The sequence below is a fragment of the Actinoplanes philippinensis genome (assembly GCF_900113015.1).
GTDB classification, from domain to species: domain Bacteria; phylum Actinomycetota; class Actinomycetes; order Mycobacteriales; family Micromonosporaceae; genus Actinoplanes; species Actinoplanes philippinensis.
Window position 1 is genome coordinate 65,627 of record NZ_FONV01000016.1, and the last position, 26,364, is coordinate 91,990.

Here is a 26,364-nt window from a genome sequence, read left to right on the forward strand (position 1 = left end):
GGCGCCGGTGGCAAACAGCGCGATCCCGCCGCAGATCCTGGCGATCGACCTCGGCACGTCGGGGATGAAGGCCGCCCTCGTCGCGGCCGACGGCACGGTGACCGGCTGGGCCGAGCGGCCGGTCCCGCTCGTGGTGCTGCCCGGCGGCGGCGCCGAGCAGGACCCGGTCGCCTGGTGGGACGCGCTGGCCGAGGTCGTCGCCGACCTCGGCCGGGAGCTTCCGGACCACGTGCGGGCGGTGACGACCATCTGCTCGTCGACCCAGGGCGAGGGCACGATCGCGGTGGACGCCGCCGGTGAGCCGCTGACCAGGTGCATCAGCTGGCTCGACATGCGCGGAGCACCGCACCTGCGCAGGCAGTTCGGCGGCTTTCCGGCGTACGACGGCATCTCGGTCCTGAAGATCGCCCGCTGGCTGCGGCTGACCGGTGGAATGCCGTCGGTGACCGGAAAGGACCCGGCTGCGCACATGCTGCTCGTCCGGGACGAGATGCCCGACGTGTACAGAAAGACCAAAACCTTTCTCAACGTCCTCGATTGGATCAATCTGAAGTTGACCGGCCGCACGGTGGCGACTGTCGACTCGATCCTGACCTCGTGGGTGACGGACAACCGGAAGGCCCCATCCATCCGGTACTCCCCCGCGTTGGTCGCCGCCAGTGGAATCGATGCGGACAAGTTCCCGCCGATCGTGGCCTGCACCGAGGTGATCGGCACACTGGCCCCCCATGCTGCCGATCACCTCGGTCTCCCCCGGTCGGTGCAGGTCGTGGCCGGGGCGATCGACAACACCGCGGCGGCGATCGGGGCCGGCACCATCGGCGACAACGAGACCCATCTCTACCTGGGCACCTCGTCGTGGATCGCGGCGCACGTGCCGCGCAAGAAGACCGACGTGCTCACCGGCATCGCGTCGATCCCGTGCGCGATCCCGGACCGTTACCTGATGACGGCGCTGCAGGCCACCGCCGGCGCCAACCTGACCTGGCTGCGCGACAAGATCGTCGAATACGACGACCCGATCGTCAGCGCCGGCCACGTGAGCCGCGACGAGGGCACCATCTTCGACGCCTTCGACAAGATCATCCCGTCGGTCCCGGCCGGCGCCAACGGCGTCATCTACACCCCTTGGCTGTACGGCGAACGCGCCCCCGTGGACGACCCGAACCTGCGTGCCGCGTTCCTGAACATCTCCCTCGACACCACCCGCTCGGACCTGCTGCGGGCCGTCTTCGAGGGGGTCGCCCTGAACACCCGCTGGCTGGCCACGGCGGTCGACAAATTCCTCGGCACGCCGGTCCGGTCGATGGTGATCACCGGCGGCGCGGCCCGCTCCGACTCGTGGTGCCAGATCTTCAGCGACGTCCTGGGCATCGAGATCCGCCGCGACGCCAACCCGGTCACCGTCAACGCCCGCGGCGCCGGCTGGATCGGCGCCGTCGGCGCGGGCCTGATCTCCTTCGACGACATCCCGGCCCTGACCCGCAACGACCACGTCTACACCCCCGGCCCGGACCACGACCGTTACCTCGAGATCTACGACATCTATCAGGACCTGCACAAACGTCTGGCCCCGGTCTACCGCCGCCTAAACCGCCCGGCCACCTGACGGGCTGCCCGGCCACCCGGGGCGGCGGCCGCCACCGCCGTCCCGGGCTCCCGCTCACAACCGGCGGCGCACCGCAACGTCGGATCCACGACAGAATCGGTGCCGTCACCGCCGATCCCCGCCCCCGCCATCGAAGGTCATGATGGGCCGGTGAGCGGGCGGCAGTGGTGGACACGCGCGGCGGTCCTCGGCGTCCCGGCTCTGGTCGCGCTCCTGCTGACCTGGCCGCTGGCGCTGTGGGACACGCTGGAGAAGCGGTACGGCGGCGGCGCCTGGGACTGGGTCGAGCGGGGCAGCTGGTTCGCCACGATCATCCCCGCGCTCGTGCTGTTCCTCGTCTGGTTCCGCCGCCCGGGGGCCGATCGGTCCCCGGAGTCGCCGGCGTCCACGATTCCCCAGCTGGCGCTGGTGCCCGTCGCCGATCTGAAGGCGCTGATCAGCACCGGCCCGGCCGAGGCGGAACCGGCGAGGTCCGGCGAGCGGGTCGTCAACCAGCACACCGAGAGCAACCGGCTGGAGAGAGCGCTGGCCGGTGACCGCTCCGCCGTGATCATGGTGCACGGCGAGCCCGGCGTCGGGAAGACGGTGCTGGTGCGCGATGTCCTCCGGCGCACGGGCCGGGACGAGGCGGGCGCCGTCCGGCGCATCGAGCTGACCCCGCGCAGCGACCTCAGCGTCAACCGGCTGCTGGAGGCGCTGGAGGGCCGGCACGTTCCGATCCGGGGGTTGCACGACCCGCTCAGCCGCCTCACCGCGGTTCTGGAGGATCCCCGGGCGGAGCCGCTCGTCATCTGGGTCGACAACGCGCAGTGGCTCGTCGACCATGCGCAGCAACACCTGCGGAACATGAGTTTCGAGGAGGCCCTGAGCATCGTGGCCGAGCGCCGGCCACGCCCGGTCAAGATCGTGCTCGCCTTCGTCACGGTCCCCGAACGGCGCAGCCGGCAACCGTGGCCACGGGCCCTGGTGCGCATCGCCGTGAACCACCTGGACCCGCAGCACTTCCGGGAGTATCTGAGCCGCCTGGAGAGCACCGGCCGGGTCCGGGCAGGCGACGTCGAGCACCTCGACCTGCACGCGGTTCTGCACGGTGTCCCGCGGCTCGCGGAGCTGTTCTGCTCGGCGTTGAGCCTTCCGGGGAACCAGCTCACGGCGAAAGCGCTGGCGAGACGGCTGGCACAGCGCCCGGACCATGTCGAAGCCGTGCTGGCCCAGCACATCATCCAGTCGCTGGACGCCACCGAACGGCGGGTGGTGGCCGGTCTGGTGTCCTTCGGCATCCCGGTCTCCCGCACCCTGCTGGCCACCCTGCTCGACGGCACGGCACCGCCGGACGCCGTCGGCGCCGCCCTGACGTCGCTGGTCGACGCCCGGGTGGTAGCGGTAGGCCCAGACCGTCTCTCCGGTGAACGCCGGTATCTCGTGCCGAACGCCGAGATCCACAAGGCCATGGACAGCGTTCCGGACGGGACGACCGCGCTGCTGGAGCCCGCCGCCGAAATTCTCACCGGCCTCCTCCACGAATCCACGCAACAGGCACGCAGGGTCGAGGATCTCGAGCCGCACTTCGCAGCGCTCGACGCCTGGACCAGAGCAGAGGTCTGGGATGCGGCGTTCGAACTGATCGAACAACTCGACCCGGCCCTGGCCCGCCTGCGGTGCACCGAGCTTCTGACGCCGTATCGGGCCAAGGTGGCCGGCCAGCTGGCCGATGCCGACGAGGAGATGCGCAACGCCAACGACCTCGGCTGGCTCTACCTGACACAGGGTCGCAAGGCCGAGGCCTCGGAGGCGTTCGACCGGGCCAGAGCTGAGGCGAGCAGGACGGACCGGCAGTTGGAGGGACTCAGCAGCGTCTATCTCAACCTCGCCGATCTGCACTGGCAGGACAGCGAGTTCGTCCGCTCGCACGAGCACTTCGCCACGGCGCTCGGGATCGCCGAGGAACTCGAACTCCCGCGGGGGCGGATGGCCGCGAAGGCGGGACTGGCGGACTGCTGCCGGCACTGGGGTGACCACGCCGGAGCCATCCGTCTCGGCCGCGAGGCACTCAGCATCGCCCTTGACGAGAAGGATCCGCAGGCGGTGCGGTATGCCATTCGTCTGGCTCGCTGGCACTCCGAACTGAAGAGCCCCAGGGAGCCGGCCGCTTTGATGGCGGAGGCCGTCGAGCTGACCCGGCGTTTCGAGGAGCATCGTCCCCTGCTCCGGGCACAGTTGCTGGACGCGCAGGCCGATCTCGCGGCCGACCGCGGCGACTACGAACAGGCGGAGCGTCTCGCCCGGCAGGCCGTGTCGAAGGCGCTGGAACTCTACGACGCCGCCACGGTCCTGCAGGCACGCACGACCCTCGGCTGGGTCTTCCTCGCTGTCGGGCGGCTCGACGACGCGGCCGGGTTCCTTGACGGCGCGATGCGACTCCGCCGGGACGGTCAGGCACTGGTCGTCCTCGGCCTCAACGCCCTGACTGCCTTCCGGCTCGGCCGGCGCGATGTGGCCAGAGATTCGTTCACCGCACTGCGCCGGCAATCCGCGGAGCGTCGCCGGGACGACCCCCGCGACTACTCCGCCGCGGAGTTCGAGGGGCTCGCCCTCGCCGGTGAACGCGCGCTGCGGGGAGTGCCCCTCGACGCCGCCGTCGAAGCCTTCGGGCTCGCCCGCAAGGCGGTGCCCGCGCCCGCCCCCCGGCTCGTCGAGAGACTGCACGGCATGCTCGGTCTTCTGGCGCCGGACATCAGCGCGGCCGATCTGGAGGTGCTGCGGGCAGCGGCCGCCGGCAACAACGACCACGCCCCTCGGTGACCGGACCCGGCACGGTCGAGGCCCGCTACAGCCAGCCCAGTTCCTTCGCCCGGATCAGGGCCTCGACCCGGCTGCCGGCCTGAAGTTCCCGGTACACCACCCGCAGGAGCCGGAACATCGCCCGCTCGGAATAGCCGCTCCGGCCGGCCAGGTCGGCGACGGTGCTTCCGGCCGCAAGCGCTCGCAGCCAGGAGATCTGCTGCTCGGTCACGGCCGCGGCGGAGGCCGGCCCGGCGGCTCGGCCGGCCGCCAGCGCGGCGGTGACCGAGGCCGGCAGCACCGATTGACCGTCGAGTGTCGCCACGACGGCCCGGATGAGGGCCGCGGCGTCGGATTGCCGCAGAACGACCGAGCGGGCGCCGGCACGTACCGCGCGTACGCCCAGGGTCTCCATGCCCGCATCGACCACCGCGATGACCGGATGGCGGATCGGCTCGCCGGTCAGCCGTTCGAGAACCGTCCAGTCAGCGTCCGACAGGACAGTGAGCAGGATCAGCGCCTCGGGGGTCCGGCGTGCCCAGGTCACCACGTCGCCGGGGGTCCGGACCGTGTGCCCGGCTCGGGTGAGGATTCCCACCGCACCATGGCAGAAGATCGGCAACGGGTCGACGACCGCAACCTCGACGGCCACCCGACGACACCCTTCATCGACACCCGAGAGATCGTTGCCAGGGTAGTCGGGGACGCGGCCGGCACCAGGCCCGGACGGCCGTGACCGGAACCCGCCACCGATGTGTCATGGTGCTGCCTGACCCCGTCATGGACCGGCGGTCCCATCGTTCATAGCGTCGAACAGATCCGATCGATCGCGAGAACGCGGAGGACACATGGTCCACGAGGGCGACATGCAGAGCCGCGACCCCGCCCGGATCAATCCGCCGGCGCCCGATTTCGGTGTCTGCGTACGGCCGGACGACAACCTGTACGGCGCCATCGTCGGCAAGATCGCGATACTCGGGAAGAGCCCGGTGCTGATCCAGCGCGCGCTCCAACACGACTTCCCGTACATCGTGCGGGCGCATGTGAACTACGTACTCCGGGAACGAGCCCGCGTCGATTCGGGACGATGACCGGCGCTCCGGGCCGGCGGGCTCTCAGGGAGTCGTTCGATCCGGCGAACGTGTTCAGCGTGCCGTGGGCGTCCGGGATCACCGGCATCGCGTACGACCCGGCGCGGATCAAGCGGCCGATCACCAGGCTGGCCGACCTGTGGGACCCGCCGTTCAAGGGCAAGGTCGGCATGATGTCCGACGTCAGCGAGCTGGCCGACTTCGGCCTGCTGGCGGCCGGCCTGACACCGGCCGGGTCCGGCGAGGCCGAGTGGACGAAGGCCGCGGCGAAGCTCCAGGAGCAGAAGGACGCGGGGCTCGTGCGCAACTACTACGAGCAGGACTACCTCGACGCTCTCGGCAAGGGCGAGATCTGGATCTCGCAGGCCTGGTCCGGCGACATCTTCCAGAAGAACATGAGCGACGGTACGAACCTCACGTTCGTGATCCCGCAGGAGGGCGGCACGATCTGGACGGACAACCTGGCCATCCCGATCACCGCCGCCAATCCGGTGGACGCCCTGATGCTCATCGACTTCTTCTACGAGGTGGAGAACGCCGCCTCGCTGGCCTCGTACATCAACTACGTCTGCCCGGTCCCGGCCGCCCGTGAGCGGATCCGCAAGGACGCCGCCGAGCTGTCCGGCGACGACCGCGAGGCGCTGCAGGAGGTGGCCGGCAGCTCCCTGGTCTTCCCGAGCGACGCCGACTACGAGCGCCTGCACTACTACGTCGGTTTCGACACCGCCGAGGAGCAGTGCGACTTCGCCCGCGTCTTCGACCCGATCGTGCTGACCTGAAGCCCGATAGCCCGGCCGGAAGCCCGGTCGCCCTGACCGGAAGCCCCATCGCCCCGGCCGGAAGCCCCATCGCCCCGGCCGGAGGCCCGATCGCCCTGAGCTGAGGTCAGCGGGCCAGCACGCGGCGGGCCTCGGTGACGACGGCCGGTGAGGTGACCGGCGACCACGCGTCGAACAGCCCGGTGAAGTAGTCGCGGTGCTCGGCCAGCAGTGCCGGGTCGTGCTCCAGCACGTCCAGCTCGTTGACGATGCTCAGATCGACGAACGGGGTGATCTGCCAGTCGGCGAGACGGACCGCGGCCCCGGTGAACCGGTCGACGATCCGGTGCGTGTCGGCCAGGCCGGGCCAGGACCGGTCGCGGTCGCACGCCCCGTAGAAGTAGACCAGCTCCTCCGCGTTCGGGCCGACCAGCTCCCGCAGGGTGTCCCGCTCGCGCCAGAACAGCAGCGCCAGATCGAACCCGTCGGTGCCGTACGCCGCGTGGGTCAGACCGGCGGCCTGCACGTCGGCGTCGTGCCCGAGGGCGGCCAGACGGTCCCGGACCCGGCAGAGGTGCGCGTAGAGGGTGCCACCCGGATGCTGGATCGTCTCGGTGCCGCGCTCACGCAGCCATGCCTCGACACTCATCAGCCGAATGTACGAGCATGATCACCGTTCCGCCGCCCCGGAGCGTGCCGACCGGACCACGCAGCGCTCCCCCGCCTGGTCAGCGCCCTGCGCCCAGCTCGGTGACCGTGCGCGTCGAGGTGTCGTAGGAGCGGGCCGCGACGGCGTGGCCGGAGATCGCCGGGATCCCGGCGAGCAGGGCCAGGGCGTCGGCCCGCTGCCGGTCGGGCAGGTTGAGGGCGAGGCTCACGTGTGGCTCCCAGACGTCCGGCGCGTGCAGCGGGTTCGTCGCGTCCAGCGCCCGCCACACGCCGGCCTGCAGTTCCCGCAGCCGCGGCGAGTCGGCCGGCCGGACCAGGGCACGCCCGAGCATCCGGACCGGCCCGAGGCGTACCGGCACCGGCAGGCGCACCGCCGGCAGCGCCTCCAGGGACTCGGCGGCGGCGAGGGTGATGTGCGGCCGGTTGCTGGGGTGCGTGTGTGTGGCCAGGCTGCGCAGCCCGGCGGCCCGCAGAATCCGCCACAGCTCGCGTACCGCGGTGTCAAGTGTGTCGTCGAGCACCAATTCCACGGTCCGCACGGTTTCCGATGCTGTCACAGATCCGCCGGCTGTTCTGTCTGAGAGGCGAGGACCGAAACACGACGGAGGAATTCGCCATGGAAGCTCGTCTCGACCTGTTCGCCAACCCGGTCGCCGGGAAGATCCTGAAGCACTTCACCGCCGCCGGGAGAGCGGCGAAGGAGGCGGGGCTGCCGGACTCGACACGGGAGCTGGTGCTGCTGCGGGCCAGCCAGATCAACGGCTGCGGGTTCTGTGTCGACATGCACACCAAGGAAGCCGCGGCCGCCGGGGAGACCGCGCAGCGCCTGCACCTGGTGGCGGCGTGGCGGGAGGCGACGGTCTTCACCGACGCCGAGCGGGCCGCCCTGGAGCTGACCGAGCACGGCACCCGGATCGCCGACGGCGCCGGCGGCGTGCCGGACGAGGTGTGGGCGAACGCTGCGAAACACTATGACGAGAACATGTTGACTGCACTTGTCGCGTCAATTGCAGTAATCAATGCGTTCAACAGGATCAATGTGATCGTCCAGCAGCCGGCCGGCTGGTACCAGCCCGGCCAGTTCGCGTGACGTCATCGGACGAGACGGCGGCGGCCGGTTACCGGCCGCTGCTGTTCTCCATCGCGTACGGCATGACCGGCTCGGTCGGCGACGCCGAGGACATCGTGCAGGACGCCATGCTCGGCCTGGTCAAGGCACGCCGGGCGGGCACCGCGGTGACGAACCTGAAGGCCTACCTGACGACGGCGGTGACCCGGCTCGGCATCAACCACCTCGGCTCGGCACGGGTGCGCCGCGAGACGTACGTCGGCGCGTGGCTGCCGGAGCCGCTGGTGGCCCCGGCCGCCGGACCGGGTCCGGCCGAGCACGCCGAGCTGGCCGACTCGCTGTCGATGGCGTTCCTGGTCATGCTGGAGGCGCTGGCGCCGGTCGAGCGGGCGGTGTTCATGCTGCGCGAGGTCTTCGGATACGGATATCCGGAGGTCGCCGTCCTGGTCGGCAGGTCGGAGGCGAACTGCCGGCAGATCTTCGCCCGCGCCCGGCAGCGCGTCCACGCCGGCTCACCGCAGCCGGACGACTCGCCGGCCCGGCAGGCCGAGGCCGCGGCGCTCGCCGACCGGTTCTTCGCGGCCGCGGCCGGTGGCGACATCGACACGCTGATGGCGATGCTGGCCCCGGACGTCGTCCTGATCGGCGACGGCGGCGGCAAGGCGCAGACGCTCGCCACCCCGCCGACCGGCCGCCTGGCGATCGCGCGCCTGCTGGCCGGCCTGTTCCGCCGCTTCCGCCGGCTCGGCGTCACGCTGCGCCCGGCGCGGGTGAACGGCCGCCCGGGCGGGGTCCTGCACGACGCCGCCGGCCGCGTCGTCGCGGTGATGTCCCTCGACATCACCGACGGCCGGGTCCGGGCGGCCCGGTCCGTGGTCAACCCCGACAAGCTGCGCCATCTCGGCCAGGTCTCCGACCTGGGGCTTCGCCCAAGATCCGACCATCGGGTACGGCCGAACGGGCCCCCACTCGCGCAAGAGGCCCCCGGCGCGCACCGCCCATGACAACCGTCCCCGAGTCCGGCGACGTTGTCGCAGCGCCGGCGAAAGGCGCGCACCGCCCATGACCACCGTCCCCGAATCCGGCGGCACCGTCGCAACGCCGACCACAGGCGCGCACCGCCCGTGACCACCGTCCCCGAATCCGGCGGCACCGTCGCAGCACCGGCCACAGGCGCGCCGCACCGGTGAACAGGAGCGCGAACCCCAGCCCCACGGCGACACCCGCCCGGGGATCGGCGCCGAACGCCACCCCTCCGGCGGCGCCGAGCGTCAGCGCATAGCCCGCCCACAGCGCATCACCGGCCGCCGCGAACAGCAGGAACCGCGTCATCGGGAAGCCGGCCGCGCCACAGGCGGCGTTGATCGCGACGCGCCCGCCGGGCAGGAACCGCCCGAGGACGATGAGGGACCCGCCCCGCCGCTGCGGCGGCCCGGCCATCCGGGCCGCTGCGGTGGCCACCCGGGCGGCCGGTCGCCGGTGGACGAGCCATCGGCCGGTCCGGTAGGCCACATGATCACCGGCGACCATGCCGGTGGTGGCGGACACGAGCACCCCCGCCCACGACGGCCGGCCGGTGGTGGCGAACACGCCGACCGCGACCATGAGCACCTCCGACGGCAGGATCGGCAGGACCGCGTCGAACATCGTCACGCCGAACACCAGCAGGTACAGGTAGGGCGATCCGATCAGGATCTCGGCGGTCCCGACGATGTCCATGGCGCTCCCTCAGCAGGGCGGTGGAAGCGGGCGTCCGCCCGCGAGGTCCACTCCCGGAGGGCCCGGCCGGGGGCGCTGATACCTCCGGGCCGGGGCGGCGGTCAGCCGAGTTCGTCCAACCGGCTCTCGATCAGGTCCCGCAGGCCGGCGTGGCGGTCGCGCAGCAGCTCGGTCAGGCGGTCGATCTCGGCCAGGGCGGCGGCCCGTTCCCCGGCCAGGCCGTGCACCGCGGTGGCGTGCCGGTGCCGGGCGTCGCTGTCGATGGTGGCGGCCCGCAGCTGGGCGTCGCTCGTCACCTGGTCGGCCTTGGCGCGGGCGGTGTCCAGCAGGGCCCGCGCCTTCTCCTCGGCCTCGCGCAGGTGGTCGTCGGCGTGCCTGCGGGCGACCGCCAGCACCCGGTCGTTCGTCTCCGACGGCCGCTGGACCTCCCGGGCGCGGGCGAGTTCGGCGCTCAGCGTGCGGGCCTGTTGCTCGGCGCGGGCCTGCTCGGCGCGGAGGCGGTCCAGTTCGGCGGCGACGCCGGCCGCCTCCTGCTCGGGGCCGGCGTTGCGGAGCCGTTCGCGCAGCGCCCGGTTCTGGCCGTTGAGGCGGGTGAACGCCCGCTCGGCCACCCCGAGGAACGCGTCGACCTGTTCCCTGTCGTAGCCGCGTTCACCCGGCCTGGGGTCGTGGAACTCCACGTTCTGGATGTCCGCCGAGGTGAGGGGCATGGTGGATGTCCGTTCGATCGGATCGGGCCCGCGAGTCGGCCGGCGCGGCCGGGGGTGGGGCGGCGCCGGCGGTGTACGCGGAGCGGTCAGAGTGGCGGCAGGGCCCGGAACGTGGTCGCCTGCCCGGCCGGTGTCCGCACGAGCCGTACCGAGCCGTCGGCCACGACCAGGCGGTGGTCGGGGAAGTTCACCGAGCGCAGCGCGAACCCTCCGCCCGACGCCTCCGGGCAGAACGTGGCGTCGGACAGGTAGAGAGCGCTCGGGTCGGCCCGCTCCAGCAGCAGGACGTAGTTGCGGTGCCGCAGGTAGAAGCCGGGGAACTCGGCCGACTCGAAGGACACGCAGCGGGCGTCGGCGAGCCCCTGCCGTACCGTGAAGCGCCCGCTCGGACCCTTGGCGGCGCTGTCCGCCTCGACGCGGGCGACGAAGTCGTGGTTGCGCAGCCGCTGCCCGCTCAGGCCGGTCACCCCGATCCCGACGGTGCGGCCCACGATGAAGGCCGGGTCCGCCGACGGCGAAGGACTGGCCGTACGGCTCGGGGTGGCCGCACCGTGGCCGGGCCGGGTGGTGCTCGTCACCCCGGCCTCACGGATCTCCCGGGTCGGCACGACCGCCTCGGCGGGCGGGGACGGCAGCACCGACACCGGCGGCGTCGCCAGGCCCGGCGACCACTCGGCGCCCGGGAGCGCATGCTCCGGCAGTCGCGGCGACTCGGTGCCGAGCACCACGGCCGCGGCGATGCCGTAGGCGATCACGGCGAGGCCGGTCGCGGCGGCGAGCACGAGCAGCGGGCGACCGGAGCGGCGCGGCGGTGACCCGTCCGGGTGGCCGGGGCCGGCGGCGGCGCCGTAGGTCCTACCCGGCGCGTACGGCGGAATCCACCCGTCGATGCGCACGGTCTCGGAGTTGTCGGCCTTCGTCATCTGGTGTGGGGCTCCTGGGTCACGACAAAGGTCAGCAGGGGGCGGGACTCGTGTCCCTGACAACGTTGTCAAGGGAGTGAACGTGAGCCGCCCATCGTTGTCAACAGATTGTTTCAGTCAGCTTTGTTTGCCGTGGTCAGCGAAGCGGTTCGATGATTATGCCGTGCTGACATCGTTGTCCCGTTCCCGGGCTGCCTCTACTCTTTACCCGGTCGGCAGCACGGGGGACGGGGAGCACTGTGGCACCGGAACGGACGTCCCGCGGGCGGGGCAGCGGCCGGCCCACGATGAACGACGTCGCCAGGATCGCGGGCGTCAGCCTCAAGACGGTGTCGCGGGTCGTCAACAACGAGGAAAACGTCTCCCCCGTGCTGGTCGCCCAGGTCCGCAGCGCGATCGAGCTGCTCAACTACAGCCCCGACATCGGCGCCAGCACCCTGCGGCGCAGTGATCGGCGTACCGAGATGATCGCCCTGCTGCTCAAGGACGTCGGCAATCCGTTCTTCGCCACCCTGCACCGGGCCGTCGACGACGAGGCCCGTGCCCGTGGCGTGCAGGTGATCACCGGCAACCTCGACGAGTGCTCGAACCGGGAACGCGAGCTGGCCCGCGGCATCACCATGCGCCGCGCCGACGGCCTGATCATGGCGACGGTCAGCCCCGACCAGAGCTACCTGGCGTCGGAGTTGCGGGTGGACACGCCGGTCGTGTTCGTCGACCGGCCGGGCCACGGTTTCCCCGGCGACACCGTGCTGGCCACCAACGTCCTGGGCGCCACCGAGGCCACCCGGCACCTGATCGCCCACGGCCATCGCCGGATCGCGTGCCTGAGCGACCACATCCGGATCCCCACGGCCCGGCTCCGCCGGGACGGCTTCCTGGCCGGTCTGCAGGAAGCCGGCCTGACCCCCGACGAGCGGCTGGTCGTCGGCGACCTCAGCTCCGAGGCGCTGGCCGAGAGCCGGGTGCTGGAGCTGTTCCACCGCCCCGACCCGCCGACGGCCCTGTTCACCGCGCAGAACGCGATCACGATCGGCGCGGTCCGGGCCCTGCGCCGCCTCGGTCTGCACCGCACCGTGGCCCTGGTCGGTTTCGACGACTTCCCCCTGGCCGACCTGCTCGACCCGGCGATCACCGTGATCGCCCAGGACCCGGCGGCGATGGGCCGCACCGCGGCGCTGGCCCTGTTCCGCCGCATCGACGGCCACACCGGCCCACCGGCCGAGCACTGGATCCCCACCACCCTGATCCGCCGGGGCTCCGGCGAGCTGCGCCCACCGGACTGATCAGGCTCGTGCGTCACGCCGTCCCGCGGCGTCGGGTCATGTCACCACGGACGCAACAGCTCAGTCCCCTCGGGGACCGGCCGATCTCACCGGTGGGGACGAGCACGAACCGCGCGTGATCGCCGCCGACGGACGCCGACGGGAGTGGACATGGCTGCGGCACAGGGTTCGGGTGGGGTCCGGTGAAGGGCGCCCGGGTCCGGCCGGTCGTGGTGGCGGCGGGCGGCATGGTGCTGGCGGTGGCGGCTGTCCCGCTGGAGCATCACGGCGGCTGGGTCCTGGGACATCTGGGTGGCGCCGTGGTGGCCGCCGCCGCGACCGCCGCCTGCCGGGACACCGCACGATCGGAGCGGGCGCCGCGGGACATCCGTGACTTCTGGCGGCTCTGGACGTACTCCGTCTTCTGCCTTTTGCTGAGCATGGTGGGCGCCGGCGTGGGCATCGCGGTCGGCGCCGGTGGCATGCAGGTGTACGAGGCTCTGCCCAACCTGTTCAGTGTGGCCCTGGCGCTGCTGGCCTTCCGGCACGCGCCGCTGGGCCGGCGCCGAACCGTCGACTGGCTGCGGCTGGCGCTCGACGGGGCCGCGGTCGCCGGCGCCGGCCTGCTGCTGTGCGGCTATCTCGTGGTGCAGCAGGCGCCGCCGGGAGCCGACCTGTCCAGCCGCTGGACCGCCGGGCTCATCGGCGTCGGTTGCCTGCTCCAGCTCGTGGTCTTCGGCCGGGCCGCGGTCAGCCCGCTGGGCCGGGTCGATCCGGGAGCGCTGGGCCTGCTCGCGGCGGCTCCCTTGGTGGCGCTGGCCGCGGTGGTGCTGTTCCTGACCGGGTCGAGCACCGGGATGTTGATCCTCTCGGTGCTCGGTTATCCGCTCATCGCTCTGGCGATCTGCCTGGCGGCGTACCGGCAGAGCGTGGTCCTGGCCCGTCCGGAGGGGACCGGCACGGCGACCCGGCCACGGTGGTCGTTCGCCGACCCGGTGCTGTTCCTGACCCTGGCCGGCTCGGCGGGGCTGGTCGCCGTCTCGGCCCGCGGCCTCGATCCCCACGGCCGCCGGGTGCTGGTCGGGGCCATGCTGATCACGGCGTTCGTGGTCGTCCGGCAGATGGCGGGTCTGCGGGCGAAGGACGAGGCGCTGACCGTCATCCGCCGCCAGCAGGCGCACATCGAGCGGCTGGCGCTGACCGACTCGCTGACCGGCCTGCGCAACCGTACGGGCTTCGGGGTCGTGCTCGACGGCCGGCTGGAGACGGATCGCCCCGCCACCGTCCTGCTGATCGACATCGACGACTTCAAGCTGGTCAACGACACGATCGGCCCGAACGCCGCCGACCGGTTGCTGTGCCAGGTCGCGCAGCGTCTGGAGGACGGCCGTGGGGACGGCGAGACGGTGGCCCGGCTCGGTGGCGACGAGTTCGCGGTGCTGCTGCCCTCCGCCGACCGCGCCGCCGCGGAGGCCGCTGCGGCACGGCTGCGGGAGACGGTCGGCCGCCCGGTCGTCTCCGGCGGGCAGCAGATGCTGCTGCACGCCAGCGTCGGTGTCGCGGTGGCGGCGGCCGGTGAGACGGCGGACGAGGTGCTGCGCAACGCGGACATCGCGATGTACGCGGCGAAGGAGTCCGGCAAGGCGTCCTGGGCCTGGTTCGAGCCCCGGATGCGACTCGACCTGGCCGGCAGCGCCCGCCTCGCCGGTGAGCTGCACAACGGCATCACCAACGGTGAGCTGAGGCTACTCTATCAGCCCGTCTACGACCTGGTGACCGGCGAGATGCACGGCGCCGAGGCGCTGGTGCGGTGGCATCATCCGGTGCGCGGCCCGGTGTCGCCGGCCGAGTTCATCCCGGTCGCCGAACGGTCCGGGCTGATCGTGCCGCTCGGCGCCTGGGTGCTGCGCGAGGCCTGTGCCCAGCTGGCTCACTGGCGCCGGGAGCGGCCGGGCGCCATCGAGGCGGTCAACGTGAACGTGGCCGTCCGGCAGTTGCGCGAGCCCGGGTTCGTCGACGAGGTCGCGGCGGTGCTCAGCGAGCACGATCTGCTTCCCCGGAACCTGATCGTCGAGGTCACCGAGTCGTCGGTGGCCGACGGGCGGCAGGTGGCCGAGGCCTTGCAGGCACTGCACGAGATGGGCGTACGGCTGGCGCTGGACGATTTCGGCACCGGCCAGTCGTCGTTGAGCCTGTTGCGCTCGTTCCCCGTCGACGTGCTGAAACTGGACAAGTCCTTCGTCGACGGCATCAGCGACGGCGCCGACCGGGGCCGTCTCGCGGTGGCCGCCGCGGTCGCCCAGCTCGCCGAGCATCTTCAGCTCAAGGCCGTCGCGGAGGGGATCGAGAGCCAGGCGCAACTGGAGGTGCTGCGGGAGATGGGCTACCGGTACGGCCAGGGATATCTGATGGCCGAGCCGCTGCCCGCCGACCGGTGTGCCGAGCGGTTCGGCGCCGCGGGACGGTTGCCGGTCACGGCGGTGTCCCCCGGCACGTGACAGGCGTGCCGGCGGGGGTCAGCGAGGTTCCGGGACGTCGGCGAACGTCGCGGGCACCGCCAGACTCCGGGCCCGCGACGGCGGCCAGAAGATGACGAACGCCCGGCCGACCAGCCGGTCCTCCGGGACGGTCCCGTTCGCGGCGTCGAGGTGTTCCCGCGAGTCGCCGGAGGCGCTGCGGTGGTCGCCGAGGACGAAGACGCGGCCCGCGCCCACTGTCACGTCGAACGTCTTGTCGGACGGGGCGTCCCCCGGAAACAGGTAGTCCTCGTCGAGCGGCTGCCCGTTGACGGTGATCTTCTGGTTCCGGTCACAGCAGATGACGTGATCGCCGGCCACGCCGATGATCCGCTTGATGTAGTTCTGCCCGGGCGCGGCCGACCACTCCACCGGCGGCGCGAAGACCACGATCTCGCCGCGGCCGGGCGGTGAGAACCAGTAGGCGGTCTTGTTGACGAGAACCTTGTCGTCGAGATCCAGGGTCTGCTCCATGGACGCCGACGGAATGTAGAACGTCTGGACGAGGAAGGTCCGGACCACTCCCGCGACCACGACGGCCACGACGATCAGGACGAGATACTCAACCCAGCGCGCCCGGCGGGCCTTGGCGACATCGGTGCTTGTGGACACTCCCGGAACACTACAAGCGAACCACAAACCGTGCTGTCAGGGCTCGTCGTGCCACGCTGCGGCGCTGATCCGCCATCCGGCCGGGGTCCGCACGAACTGCAGGGTCTTCATTCCGCGCCCGGTGAAGGCGACGCCGTCCTGCACGCCGGTCTTGGCATAGCCGCAGAAGTGCTGCGCGATGTCGCCGAAGACGTCGGTGCGCCCGGTCAGCTCCCACTCCCGGAAATCGGTCAGGGCGCCGCTGGTCAGCAGCCGTGCCCGAGGCGCGATGAAGTCGTCCACGCCGTAGACGGCGGGTGTGCCGCCACCGGCCCGGACGATCACGGCCTGCGGCAGGAAGAGCCGCCGCAGACCGTCGAGGCGCTCGGCGCACCCCGCGCCGGAGGTGAACGCGGCGAAGAACGTCCGCACGACGTCCTGGATCGCGGCGCGGTCCTCGGTCGCCGCCCCGCCCGGGTGCTGCTCACTCGTCACAGCGTGACGGTAGCGCGCTGCCGTTGCCGAGGCGGCGCCCCGGCGGGACCGGGCTCAGGCGGGGTGGGGCGTGGGGGCGCGACGACGGCCGCCGACGGCCGCCGCGGCGGCGAGCAGGCCCAGGGAGAGGGCGGTCAGCACCCGTACCCCCGTGGTGTGGGGAAGGAAAGCGGCCGGGAGGAACGGGGTGACCGCGAGCAACGGCGCAGCGACCGCCGCCGCGACGGACCAGAAGAGGGCCGGCCGCCGGGTGACCGGTGGCGGGTCGCCGTGCCAGCGGCGCAGCAGGCGCCCGCGCCCGATGATCGCCGCGATCAGCGCCATGGCCGCGAGGCCGACGATGTGGGCCGGGATCTCGATGCCGGGATACCAGGCTTCCAGGCCGTCGAGGACGAGGTGGCTGGCCGCGCCGATGATCGCCGAGCTCACGGTGATCCACCAGCGGTGCCCGGAGGTCCGCAGCGCCCCGTAGTCGCGCAGCGCGAACGTCCCGCCCGCGGGCAGGTGGGCGGCGATCGCCGGGGCCGCGCGGCGCACCAGGAGGCAGCCGAGCAGCGTGACCGGCAGACAGAAAATGATCAGGCCGTGGAGCTGGTGGGAGAGGGGCCAGACCGGGAGCCCGCTGCCGTCGACGAGGTACGCCACGTCGGGTGACGCCGCCCCCAGCGCGAGGGCGACGCCGTCGAACCAGCGCGGCCGCCACAGTTTGAGGGGCAGGATCCCGGCGGGGTGGGTGGGAAATGTACTCGGCACCGCCCGCACGATAGCCAACCGCGCCCACCGTGCCCCTAATGTGCTGATCATGAAGTTGTCTGAAGAAGAGGTCCGGGTGGGCGACATCCGGACCGTCGTGATCCGCCCCGTCGGCGAGAAGGCGTACCCCGGGCTGCTGCTCTACACCGACATCTTCCAGTTGACCGAGTCGACGCTGCGAACGGCGCGGCGGCTGGCGTCCGAGGGTTTCGTCGTGATGGCGCCGGAGATCTACCCGCACGGGGAACTGGCGGGGGTGGCGCTGGAGTTCGACGACGCCGGCAAGCAGCGGGGCCTGGCGGGCGCGGCGGCGACCACGACGACGCAGTTCGACGCCGACCGGACGGCGGTGCTGGACCACCTGGCCGCCCGGGCGGATGTCACCGATGTCTTCGTGACCGGTTTCTGCATCGGCGGGCATCTGGCGTTCCGGGCCGCTTTCGATCAGCGGGTGAGGGCGACCGTCTGCTTCTATCCGACCGGGTTGCACAACGGGGCCCTGGGCGCGGACGTCGCGGACAGCCTGGACCGGGCCGCCGACATCCGGGGCCGGCTGCTGATCGTCTTCGGCAGCCGGGACCCGCACGTCCCAGCCGACGCGCGCCTCGACATCCTGACCCGGCTGTACGCTGCCGGGCTGACCGATGTGGAGTTGCACGTCTACACCGGCGGGGAGCACGCGTTCATGCGCGACATCGGGCCGCGGCACGATCCGGCGCTCACCGATCGGGCCCTGATCGAGGCGGTCGCCTTCTTCCGCGAAACCTAGATTTCACATTCTTCGATGTCTTAGCATCGGCGAGAAAGTTTCGCGTTCCTGGCGTACCCCGAAGGGACCCCCATGCGCCGACGCCTTTCTCTCTCCTTCGCCGCCCTCCTTCTGATCCCCGCCGCGCTCGCCGCGACCAGCCCCCGGCCGGCCGCGGCGGCGTACGCGACAAACGACTACTGCCTCGGCGAGTGCTCCGACATCCTGCCGCCCGGCCAGAACGGTGACGCCGACCTCGCCGCGATCCTGGCCCACCAGGTGTTCGGCACCCTGCCGGCGAACTCCGGCAACCAGCTCGCCCCGTACGCGAACCTGACCCACAGCTACACCGGCCTGACGCCGGGCCAGATCAACACGTTCTTCAACGACGCCTCCTACGGGGTCGCGGCCGCCGACGTGGCGAGCACGATCACCCCGCGTTCGGACGTCCGGATCGTCCGCGACAAGGCGCTCGGGATCCCGCACGTCACCGGCGTCACCCGGGCCGGGACGATGTTCGGCGCCGGTTACGCGGGCGCGCAGGACCGGCTCTTCCTGATGGACCTGATGCGGCACGTCGCCCGGGGCAGCCTCACCGCCTTCGCCGGCGGCGCCGCGGGCAACCGCGATCTCGAGCAGAGCGTCTGGCGCAACTCCCCCTACACCGAGGCGGACCTGCAGAATCAGATCAACACCCTGCGAGCCTCCGGTACGCGGGGAGCACAGCTCTACGACGACGTGCAGCAGTACCTTGCCGGAATCAACAAGTACATCGACGACTGCATGGCTGCACGTGACTGTCCAGGTGAATACGTATTGACGGGTCATCTTGACGCGGTGACGAACGCGGGCGGCCCGGTCGACTTCGTGGCGACCGACCTGATCGCGGTCGCCGGGGTGATCGGTGGCCTGTTCGGTGGCGGTGGCGGCAACGAGATGCCGTCGGCGCTGGTGCGGATCGCGGCCCGCGCCAAGTACGGCGCCACCGTCGGTGACCAGGTGTGGCAGCAGTTCCGGTCGCAGAACGATCCGGAAGCGGTGGCCACGCTGCACGCGGGGCAGTCCTTCCCGTACGGCGGCGGTGATCCGAATGCCACCGGCGTGGCCATGCCGGACGCCGGGACGGCGACCCCCGAACCGCTGGTCTACGACCGGACCGGCTCGGCGGCCACCGGTGCTACCGGGACCAGCGCCATCGCCGGCTCGCTGGGCACGCTGACCATCGGCGGCGCGCACCGCGGCATGTCGAACGCCGCGGTGGTCAGCGCCGCCCACTCGGCCACCGGCCACCCGGTCGCCGTGTTCGGCCCGCAGACCGGCTACTTCGCCCCGCAGCTGCTGATGCTCCAGGAGCTGCAGGGGCCGGGGATCAGCAGCCGCGGTGTCGCGTTCAGCGGCCTCAACCTGTACACCCTGCTGGGCCGCGGCCCGGACTACGCGTGGAGCGCCACCTCGTCGGTGCAGGACATCACCGACACGTACGCGATCCGGCTGTGCAACGCCGACGGCAGCACCCCGACGACGGCGTCGGTGAGCTACCTGTGGCACGGCACGTGCACCGCGATGGAGACGCTGAGCCGGGTCAACTCGTGGACGCCGACCACCGCCGACTCGACCGCCGCCGGCTCCTACCGGCTGACCGTGCTGCGCACCAACTACGGCCTGGTGACCTGGCGCGGCAAGGTCGGCGGCGTGCCGGTGGCCTTCGCCGCGAAACGGTCCACCTACGGTCACGAGGCCGATTCGGCGATCGGTTTCCAGATGTTCAACGAGCCCGATCAGATGGGTACGCCGTCCGCGTTCCAGAACTCGGCGTCGAACATCGCGTTCGCTTTCAACTGGTTCTACGTGAACTCGGCCGACACCGCGATGTTCACCTCCGGCACCGAGCCGATCCGCCCGCCGACGGCCGATCCGAACCTGCCCGCCTGGGGTGACGCGGCTCAGGAGTGGACCGGGTACCGTCCCGCGTCCGCCCACGTGCAGGCGGTCAACCAGGACTACTTCGCGAGCTGGAACAACAAGCAGGCGGCCGGGTACTCGGCGGCCGACGGCAATTTCAGCTTCTCCTCGGTGCACCGCGGCGACCTGCTGGACGCGCCGCTCAAGGCCGGCATCGCGGCCGGGGTGAAGTACGACCGGGCGAGCCTGCTCAAGGTCGTGCAGCAGGCCGGGCTCACCGACCTGCGCGGCTCCCGGCTGCTCCCGGTCCTGCTCCGGATGATCGACACGGCGGCCGTCACCGACGCCACCCAGGCCGCCGCGCTCGCCAAACTGCGGACCTGGCTGGCCGGCGGCGCCCTGCGGAAGGAGACGGCGGCCGGCAGCAAGGTCTACGCCGACGCCGACGCCATCCGGATCTTCGACGCCTGGTGGCCGCGGATCGTGCAGGCGCAGTTCCAGAGCGGCCTGGGCGCCGGCCTCTACACCGCGCTGGTCGACACCCTGCAGATCAACGAATCGCCGTCCGGCGCGCAGACGGGCCAGGTGTCGACGCTGCCGCACTCGGCCAACTCGGCACAGGGGCACAAGGGCAGTTCCCTCCAGTACGGCTGGTGGGGCTGGGTGCACAAGGACCTGCGAGCGGTCCTCGGCGACAGCGTGCCCGGCTGGCCGACGAAGTACTGCGGCGGCGGGACCGTCAGCGCCTGCCGCAGCGCGCTGCTGACCAGCCTGTCCGCGGCGATCGCCGAGCCGGCGGCCACCACCTACCCGGCCGACGAGCACTGCGCGGCCGGCAACCAGTGGTGCGCCGACGCGATCCTGCAGAGCCCGCTCGGCGGCATCACCCACGACCTGATCGCCTGGCAGAACCGGCCCACCTACCAGCAGGTGGTGTCGTTCCCGGCCAAGCGCGGGGACAACCTGGCCAACCTGGCCGCGGGCAAGACGGTCACCGCGTCCGGCAGCCAGTCGGGCAACGCGGCGGCCAACGCGGTCGACGGCAACATGTCGACCCGGTGGGCCAGCGAGTGGGCCGACGGCCAGTGGATCCGCATCGACCTCGGCTCGCCGACGGCGATCGGGCGGGTGCGGGTGTTCTGGGAGTCGGCGTACGCGTCGGCGTACAAGATAGAGACCTCGGCCGACGGGACCACCTGGACCCAGGTCGCCTCCGTCACCGGAGGCAACGGAGGCCAGGACACCGTGGCGCTGACCGCGAGCACCGCGCGGTATGTCCGCCTGACCGGGATCACCCGGGCCACCCAGTACGGCCTGTCCATCTACGAGATCGAGGTGTACAGCCGCTGAGCAGGACGTCCCGCGCCGTGCCCCGCCATCGAGGCACGGCGCGGGGACGGTCAGCGGCCCGTGACGCCGCGGATCCAGCCGGCGATGTTGTCGGTGCGCGCCGGAATCTCCAGCTCGGTGTGCGGGCAGCTCGGGCCGTCGCTCACCACCGCCACCAGCTGCGGCGCATGCCCGCGCGACTCACGGAAGAACGGACCGCCCGAGTCGTACGGGCACGGCGTGGTGTCCGGGTTCGGCGACCGGCCACGCACGCCCAGCGTCGAGTCCGCCAGCGACTCCACGACCAGCTGCCCGGTCTGCAGATGCGTCGCCGGAGTCGCGTTGGCGCTGGTCAGCGAGCCGTAACCGGTGAGCCGCAGCACCTCGCCGACCTTCGGAGCCCGCCGGCTGACGGCCAGCGGCCGGATGTCGGTGATGGGCTCGGCGAGCCGCGCGAGGGCCACGTCGGCGGTGGCGGACTGCCGCACCTCGACGATCTCCACGTCGTGACCGCCGGTGCCGGTCACCAGGTCGGTACGGCCGACGGTGGCGACCGTCGAGGCGGCGACCGGACGTTCGACCCGGACGCCGTTCTCGTCCCGGAAACAGTGCCCGGCGGTGATCACCCACTCGCGCGTGATCAGGGCACCCGAGCACGCGCTGTTCCGGGTGCCGCCGCCGAGGACCGGGATGCCGGTCATGGTCAGTTTGGTGGAGAACGCGTACTTACCGTCCGGCACCGGTTCGCCGTTGGCGATCGCCTGGGCCGGCACGCCCCCGGCGAGCGTGATGCCGGCCGCGGTCGCCGCGATGGCGCCCGCGGCGAACATCGTTCGTCTTTGTGGCACTTGCTGTCCTCCTCGAAGAGATCGTCCTCTTTCGACTAGGACGCAGCATGCCGTGGAAAGGTTGAGTTCTCTAGACCGAAGCCGAGATGCAGAACGGATGGCCGGCCGGGTCGAGCAGGACCCGCCAGCGATCCGGCTGCGGCTGATGGTCCGGCTTGGTGGCGCCGATCGCGAGGATCGCCGCCTCCCCAGCATCCAGGTCGTCGACGCCCAGCTCCAGGTGCGCCTGCTTGGGCACGTCGGCGTCGGGCCAGGTCGGTGGCACGTGTTTCGCCACCTTCACGAAACCGATGCCGTTGCCGGGGCCGCCCAGGTAGACGAACTCGTCGCTGGTGTAGCTGATCTCCATGCCGAGCAGCTTCACGTAGAAGTCGGCAAGGGTCACCGGGTCCTCGCAGTCCAGGGAGAAACCGACGTAACGGGCGAGTGCCATGGGTGGTGCTCCTTTCGTCGGCTCCGACTCTGTCAGGCATGACTGACATCCTGTGGCAGTCTTCTGAGAATGCGCGCCAGCCGTCTCCTGTCCGTGGTCCTGCTCCTGCAGGACCGAGGCCGGCTCACCGCCCAGCAGATCGCCGACGAACTGGGCGTCTCGATCCGGACCGTCTACCGCGACATCGAAGCCCTCGGCGCGGCCGGCGTCCCGGTCTACGGCGAACTCGGCGCCAACGGCGGCTATCAGCTGGTCGACGGCTACCGGACCCGGCTCACCGGGCTCACCCCGCAGGAGGCCGGGACGATCTTCCTGGCCGGGGTGCCGGACGCGGCCGCCGAACTCGGACTCGGCGCCGTGCTCACCACCGCCGAGCTGAAACTGCGGGCGGCGCTCCCGGCCCGGCTCGCCCGGCACGTCGACGAGGTCCGCGACCGGTTCCATCTCGATCCGGCCGGATGGTTCCGCGAGACCGAGACCCACCCGCACCTGGCCGCGCTCGCCGGGGCGGTGTGGAACCGGCGGCGCGCCCGGATGCGGTACCTGCGCTGGCGGCAGCCCCGCGAGGTGGACCGCGACATCGAGCCGCTCGGCATCGTCCTCAAGGCCGGGGTCTGGTATTTCGTCGCCCGCGTCGGCGAGGACCTGCGGACCTACCGGGTCGCGACGATCCTCGACCTGACCGTGCTCGACGAGACGTTCGAGCGTCCCGACGGCTTCGACCTGGCCGCCACCTGGGCCGCATGGGCGGCCGACTTCGAGCGGCGGCTGCACCGCGACACCGCGACGGTCCGCCTCTCCCCCGCCGGCCTCGACCGTATCCCGTACCTGATGACCAGGGCGATGGCCCGCAACGTCCGCGACGCCGTCGGCGAGCGCGGCCCGGACGGCTGGACGACGGTCACGCTGCCGATCGAGTCGGTACGCCACGCCCACGCCGAGTTCCTGCGCCTCGGCGAGGACGTCGAGGTGCTGTCCCCGCCGGAGCTGCGCGACCTGATGCGCGCCAGCGTCACCGCGATGGCCCGCCTCTACTCCTGATCAGGCGGCCTCGGCCGATGCCGGGGGCGCCAGCTCCATCAGCGGCTCGACGGCCGGGCGCGCCAGGTAGTAGCCCTGGGCGTGGCAGATCTGGTTCTCGGTGAGCGCGGACAGCTCGCCGGACGTCTCCACGCCCTCGGCGATCACCACCATGTCGAGCGAGGCGGCGAAGTTGGCCATCGCGCCGATCAGCGCGAACCGGGCCGGGTCCACGTCACTGTCGGCGACGATGCTGCGGTCGAGTTTGATGATGTCCGGCCGCAGCCGCAGGATGTGCTGCATCGAGGCGTACCCGGCGCCCGCATCGTCGACGGCCAGGCGGGCGCCGAGTGCCCGGATCCGGTCCAGGACGCCGGCGACCTCGGTGTAGTCCTCGATCGCGGTGTGCTCGGTCACCTCGACCACCACCCGCCGCGCCTGCTCGCCGAGGCCGGTCAGCAGGTCGAGCAGCCGAGGGTCGGTCAGGGTCTGCGCCGACAGGTTGATCGACAGGTAGCCGTGGGCCGGCATCTCCGGCAACCGGCGGCAGGCCAGCTCGACGGCGTGCAACTCGAGGTCGATGCCGAGGCCGACCTCCCAGGCCTCGTCGAACCACAGGTTCGGCGGGCGCTTCGGCTCGGCCTCGAACCGGGCCAGGGCCTCCATCCCGGCGATCCGGCGGCCGTCGATGTCCACGATCGGCTGCAGCACCACGTACATCGCCTCGGGGTGGTCGAGGGCGTGCTCGATGCGGGCACGGGACTCGGCGTACCGCCGCTGCTGTTCGTCCTGCGCGATCTGGGCGACCGTTTCCACGGTGACGTCGGCGGTGAACCCGCGGTACCCGACGGTCTGGCCGGACTCGTCGAACATCGGGGCGACAGTGGTGCTCAGGTGCCGTACCGTGCCGTCGGTGTGCCGGGTCTCGGTGGTCAGATCCTGCCGGCCGCCCGGGTCGACGGCCGGCTTGGCCGCCGTCTCGTCGCTGATCAGCTCACACACGGTAAGCCCGACGACCTCGGTGGACCGGTGGCCGAGCAGGGTGTGCACGCCCTGGCTGGAGTAGGTGATCCGCATGTCGGCGTCGGTCTGCCAGATCCAGCCGTGCGCGTTGTCGACGGTGTCCTGGAACGCCTGCACCGCGTCCCGCTCACGCACGGTGAGCATTCGCTCGAACCGGACCAGACGGCGGGTGACCACGGCCGCGTACGGCAGCCCGGCCAGACCGACCATGCCGAGCCACTCGTCGGGCTCCGGGACCTCACCGGCGTTCAGCGCGTCGACCCAGTCCCACACGTACGAGACCAGGGCGATCGCCATCGTCACGGCGAGCACGATGACAGCGGACGAGACGACACGACGGGAGTGCAGAATCTCCGCGGTCGCCGCCTGACGGTTCGGTGCCTGGTCAGTCACATGGTGTTCGTCGGCACACGAGAGCCGCGCTTGAGGTGACTCAGGGCACTTTGACAACTACTTTCCGCGATTATCGGGCGCTGGGCCGTCAGCACGGGGTGCGGGCGATCGGGTCCGGGGTGCCGGCCGCGCCGTCGCCGGCGAAACCGAACACGGCGACGCACCCGCTCAGGCGGATGCCGGTGCTGCTGCCGTCCCCGCCGAGCCGCACCTGGCGATCGAGGCCGACGCACCGCCAATTCATTCTCATAGCCGATGAGAGTGCGTTTGGTGATCGCGTGTCTCCTCCTGCTCAGCATTGCCGTTGTGACAGAGGCAAGAGACCTAAGTCGGGGTGTTCGGGAGTCGTAGGTAGAAGTTGTCGAGTCTTTTGCCTGCCTTCAGCCAGTCGAGTTCCTGGGCCTCGAGCGCAGCGATCGCTTCCTGCTCGCTGCCGAAGGTCCGGTCGACGCCGAGCCCGGACATCCAGTGCTTACCCCACACGCCGATGGGGTGCTCGCCGGTGTAACTGCGCATGACCGATCCGCGCCTGGGGTCGTACCAGAGGGCGATCTTGCGATAGGTCGCCGGAAGCGAGGCGGCGAAGTCATCGACCAACGTTGTGGCCTCGTCCGGGGTGGCGGGCGACAGCCACACCGCGTAATCCATTTCGGCTTGTCCGCGTGACGGACCGTAGTAAGAACTGGTCATAATCAGAACGTGGCGGCCGTAGCGCTGGGCTACCCGGTAGGTGTGCTTGCCCGACCAGGCGACCACGCGCTGGTCGCACCGGGACGCGTCGCGTACGTAGTCGGCGATCGTGACTGGGTTGACGGTGAACGGTATGGGGCACGGTGTCACCGCGCGACCGCTGAAGACGAACACGTCGCGGCGGAACAGGTCGACGTACCAGAGTCGGTTCGCGGCGTGTTGCGCGAGGAACCGGATCGCCGGGTGGCGCTGCGCGGTGACCCAGGCGATGAGCGCGACTTCACGCTCGGTCAAGTCGGCGGCCGGCCTGACCGAGCGGAGCAGCTCCGCGCAGTCCCGGTCGAACCCGCCGCTGAGTTCGTCCATATCCCGTACGCATTCGAGGCAGTTGTCGAAGCCTCCTTCGAAGAAGGAGTACATGCTGCTGTGCCTCTTTACCGGCCGGCCCGTCCGGCGGTCACGCCACCGTGCATACCAGTCAGCCGCACGTCGGCGGTCGTACAGGCGCAGTGCGGCCGAAATCGCGTACTCGAGGATCTTGGTCGTCAGATCCACGGGTTTTGGGTTGGCGAGGAAGCTCGGACCGGGCCGGGTCGCCGGCGGCTCGTCGGTGCAATGGTCGGTCCAGTACGCGGCGACTTCGATGACCTCGTGGTCGGAGAACTTCGGCATGACGGTCAAATACTTCTCGATCGCCGGAGTTCTGGGACGCGGCGCGTTGCGGATCATGTCCATCACGCCGCGGTGAAGTTCCGGAGTCCACACCTGTGTCATCCCGAAGGGCGCCTCAGCCTCGTCGTCGAACAGTTCCTCGACGTAGCGGTTGGGCGAATCGGTCATCAGATGCTCCTGGTTGCGCGTCGGCTGAGAGGCAGCCTGCCACACCCGGTCAGCCCGGCCGATGTTCGGCTCATGGGCGGTCGTACGCGTCATGCACGAACGGCATCCTGAATAGCGCTATCGACCCGGGCAGTGCCTTGCGAGCCGCACTCATGTGCCGCGGAAAGGGCTCGGGACAGGCTGCCTGCG

At 71.3% G+C, this 26,364-nt stretch carries 25 protein-coding genes and 1 pseudogene; 12 read left to right on the forward strand and 14 right to left on the reverse strand.

Going from position 1 to position 26,364, the window contains the following annotated elements:
* Positions 1 to 7: 7 nt before the first annotated feature.
* Entirely contained in the window at positions 8 to 1,609 is a 1,602-nt protein-coding gene (locus BM290_RS36470; protein WP_239143998.1) for a xylulokinase, read from the forward strand.
* A gap of 150 nt (positions 1,610 to 1,759) precedes the next feature.
* A complete protein-coding gene (locus tag BM290_RS36475) occupies positions 1,760 to 4,411 on the forward strand; it encodes an AAA family ATPase (RefSeq protein WP_093620513.1) in 2,652 nt (883 codons plus the stop codon).
* Between the two features lie 25 nt (positions 4,412 to 4,436).
* On the opposite strand, the gene BM290_RS36480 is transcribed toward BM290_RS36475, so the two are convergent.
* On the reverse strand, positions 4,437 to 5,042 hold the full coding sequence (locus BM290_RS36480; protein WP_093620514.1) for a helix-turn-helix domain-containing protein: 606 nt from the start codon (positions 5,040 to 5,042) through the stop codon (positions 4,437 to 4,439).
* Between the two features lie 196 nt (positions 5,043 to 5,238).
* Between BM290_RS36480 and BM290_RS36485 the strand changes: the two genes are divergently transcribed.
* Complete coding sequence (locus tag BM290_RS36485; protein WP_093620515.1) at positions 5,239 to 5,481, forward strand: hypothetical protein; 243 nt, start codon at positions 5,239 to 5,241, stop codon at positions 5,479 to 5,481.
* A complete protein-coding gene (locus BM290_RS36490) occupies positions 5,478 to 6,260 on the forward strand; it encodes a polyamine ABC transporter substrate-binding protein (protein ID WP_093620516.1) in 783 nt (260 codons plus the stop codon). The genes BM290_RS36485 and BM290_RS36490 overlap by 4 nt, the downstream gene beginning before the upstream one ends.
* A 106-nt stretch (positions 6,261 to 6,366) precedes the next feature.
* Here BM290_RS36490 and BM290_RS36495 read toward each other — a convergent pair whose 3' ends face one another.
* Positions 6,367 to 6,888 carry a DUF6817 domain-containing protein gene (locus BM290_RS36495; protein ID WP_093620517.1) on the reverse strand — a complete coding sequence of 174 codons (522 nt, stop codon included), beginning with the start codon at positions 6,886 to 6,888 and terminating at the stop codon, positions 6,367 to 6,369.
* A 79-nt stretch (positions 6,889 to 6,967) separates the two neighbouring features.
* Positions 6,968 to 7,447 (reverse strand): 2'-5' RNA ligase family protein, encoded by a 480-nt coding sequence (locus BM290_RS36500; protein WP_093620518.1) that lies wholly within the window; start codon positions 7,445 to 7,447, stop codon positions 6,968 to 6,970.
* Positions 7,448 to 7,524: 77 nt separating this feature from the next.
* Between BM290_RS36500 and BM290_RS36505 the strand changes: the two genes are divergently transcribed.
* Together BM290_RS36505 and sigJ are read left to right on the forward strand one after the other, a co-directional pair.
* Positions 7,525 to 7,998: a carboxymuconolactone decarboxylase family protein gene (locus tag BM290_RS36505; protein WP_093620641.1), complete on the forward strand. Its 474-nt coding sequence runs from the start codon at positions 7,525 to 7,527 to the stop codon at positions 7,996 to 7,998.
* Complete coding sequence (gene sigJ, locus BM290_RS36510; RefSeq protein WP_203779689.1) at positions 7,995 to 8,981, forward strand: RNA polymerase sigma factor SigJ; 987 nt, start codon at positions 7,995 to 7,997, stop codon at positions 8,979 to 8,981. The genes BM290_RS36505 and sigJ overlap by 4 nt, the downstream gene beginning before the upstream one ends.
* 316 nt (positions 8,982 to 9,297) lie before the next feature.
* On the opposite strand, the pseudogene BM290_RS51150 reads toward sigJ, so the two are convergent.
* A pseudogene (locus BM290_RS51150) lies at positions 9,298 to 9,582 on the reverse strand (DedA family protein); the annotation flags it as partial.
* Between BM290_RS51150 and BM290_RS48750 the strand changes: the two are divergent.
* Positions 9,515 to 9,655 carry a hypothetical protein gene (locus BM290_RS48750; protein WP_177320038.1) on the forward strand — a complete coding sequence of 47 codons (141 nt, stop codon included), beginning with the start codon at positions 9,515 to 9,517 and terminating at the stop codon, positions 9,653 to 9,655. The pseudogene BM290_RS51150 and the gene BM290_RS48750 sit on opposite strands and share 68 nt — an antisense overlap.
* Positions 9,656 to 9,797: 142 nt before the next feature.
* Here BM290_RS48750 and BM290_RS36520 read toward each other — a convergent pair whose 3' ends face one another.
* The gene (locus tag BM290_RS36520) at positions 9,798 to 10,406 is read right to left on the reverse strand and encodes a DivIVA domain-containing protein (protein WP_093620520.1); all 609 of its coding nucleotides are present in this window, start codon (positions 10,404 to 10,406) and stop codon (positions 9,798 to 9,800) included.
* An 86-nt stretch (positions 10,407 to 10,492) separates the two neighbouring features.
* Positions 10,493 to 11,329 (reverse strand): AbfB domain-containing protein, encoded by an 837-nt coding sequence (locus BM290_RS49285; protein WP_093620521.1) that lies wholly within the window; start codon positions 11,327 to 11,329, stop codon positions 10,493 to 10,495.
* Between the two features lie 239 nt (positions 11,330 to 11,568).
* Between BM290_RS49285 and BM290_RS36530 the strand changes: the two genes are divergently transcribed.
* Together BM290_RS36530 and BM290_RS36535 are read left to right on the forward strand one after the other, a co-directional pair.
* Positions 11,569 to 12,615 (forward strand): LacI family DNA-binding transcriptional regulator, encoded by a 1,047-nt coding sequence (locus BM290_RS36530; protein ID WP_239143999.1) that lies wholly within the window; start codon positions 11,569 to 11,571, stop codon positions 12,613 to 12,615.
* A gap of 182 nt (positions 12,616 to 12,797) precedes the next feature.
* Positions 12,798 to 15,092, forward strand: coding sequence for a putative bifunctional diguanylate cyclase/phosphodiesterase (locus BM290_RS36535; RefSeq protein WP_275413318.1), 2,295 nt, complete (start codon positions 12,798 to 12,800; stop codon positions 15,090 to 15,092).
* A gap of 18 nt (positions 15,093 to 15,110) precedes the next feature.
* Here BM290_RS36535 and lepB read toward each other — a convergent pair whose 3' ends face one another.
* From lepB to BM290_RS36550, 3 genes are read right to left on the reverse strand one after another with little or no spacing between them, the layout of a single operon-like run.
* Positions 15,111 to 15,722, reverse strand: a complete 612-nt coding sequence (gene lepB / locus BM290_RS36540) for a signal peptidase I (RefSeq protein WP_093620523.1) — start codon at positions 15,720 to 15,722, stop codon at positions 15,111 to 15,113.
* A 36-nt stretch (positions 15,723 to 15,758) separates the two neighbouring features.
* Complete coding sequence (locus tag BM290_RS36545) at positions 15,759 to 16,196, reverse strand: nuclear transport factor 2 family protein (protein ID WP_093620524.1); 438 nt, start codon at positions 16,194 to 16,196, stop codon at positions 15,759 to 15,761.
* A gap of 54 nt (positions 16,197 to 16,250) precedes the next feature.
* Complete coding sequence (locus BM290_RS36550; RefSeq protein WP_177320041.1) at positions 16,251 to 16,949, reverse strand: DUF4184 family protein; 699 nt, start codon at positions 16,947 to 16,949, stop codon at positions 16,251 to 16,253.
* A 49-nt stretch (positions 16,950 to 16,998) separates the two neighbouring features.
* On the opposite strand from BM290_RS36550, the gene BM290_RS36555 reads away from it, so the two are divergent.
* Together BM290_RS36555 and BM290_RS36560 are read left to right on the forward strand one after the other, a co-directional pair.
* On the forward strand, positions 16,999 to 17,718 hold the full coding sequence (locus BM290_RS36555) for a dienelactone hydrolase family protein (protein ID WP_093620644.1): 720 nt from the start codon (positions 16,999 to 17,001) through the stop codon (positions 17,716 to 17,718).
* A 72-nt stretch (positions 17,719 to 17,790) separates the two neighbouring features.
* Positions 17,791 to 20,949, forward strand: coding sequence for a penicillin acylase family protein (locus BM290_RS36560; RefSeq protein ID WP_093620526.1), 3,159 nt, complete (start codon positions 17,791 to 17,793; stop codon positions 20,947 to 20,949).
* 50 nt (positions 20,950 to 20,999) lie between these two features.
* Here BM290_RS36560 and BM290_RS36565 read toward each other — a convergent pair whose 3' ends face one another.
* Together BM290_RS36565 and BM290_RS36570 are read right to left on the reverse strand one after the other, a co-directional pair.
* A complete protein-coding gene (locus BM290_RS36565) occupies positions 21,000 to 21,776 on the reverse strand; it encodes a S1 family peptidase (RefSeq protein WP_239144000.1) in 777 nt (258 codons plus the stop codon).
* 70 nt (positions 21,777 to 21,846) lie between these two features.
* The gene (locus BM290_RS36570; protein WP_093620528.1) at positions 21,847 to 22,209 is read right to left on the reverse strand and encodes a VOC family protein; all 363 of its coding nucleotides are present in this window, start codon (positions 22,207 to 22,209) and stop codon (positions 21,847 to 21,849) included.
* 69 nt (positions 22,210 to 22,278) lie between these two features.
* Here BM290_RS36570 and BM290_RS36575 point away from each other — a divergent pair, with 69 nt between their 5' ends.
* Positions 22,279 to 23,250 carry a helix-turn-helix transcriptional regulator gene (locus BM290_RS36575; protein ID WP_093620529.1) on the forward strand — a complete coding sequence of 324 codons (972 nt, stop codon included), beginning with the start codon at positions 22,279 to 22,281 and terminating at the stop codon, positions 23,248 to 23,250.
* Here the strand turns inward: BM290_RS36575 and BM290_RS36580 are convergent, their stop codons facing one another.
* From BM290_RS36580 to BM290_RS36585, 3 genes are all read right to left on the reverse strand, one after another.
* Entirely contained in the window at positions 23,251 to 24,645 is a 1,395-nt protein-coding gene (locus BM290_RS36580) for a sensor domain-containing phosphodiesterase (protein ID WP_093620530.1), read from the reverse strand.
* 88 nt (positions 24,646 to 24,733) lie between these two features.
* Positions 24,734 to 24,895 carry a hypothetical protein gene (locus BM290_RS48755; RefSeq protein WP_177320042.1) on the reverse strand — a complete coding sequence of 54 codons (162 nt, stop codon included), beginning with the start codon at positions 24,893 to 24,895 and terminating at the stop codon, positions 24,734 to 24,736.
* 74 nt (positions 24,896 to 24,969) lie between these two features.
* The gene (locus tag BM290_RS36585; protein WP_093620531.1) at positions 24,970 to 26,268 is read right to left on the reverse strand and encodes a hypothetical protein; all 1,299 of its coding nucleotides are present in this window, start codon (positions 26,266 to 26,268) and stop codon (positions 24,970 to 24,972) included.
* Positions 26,269 to 26,364: the final 96 nt, after the last annotated feature.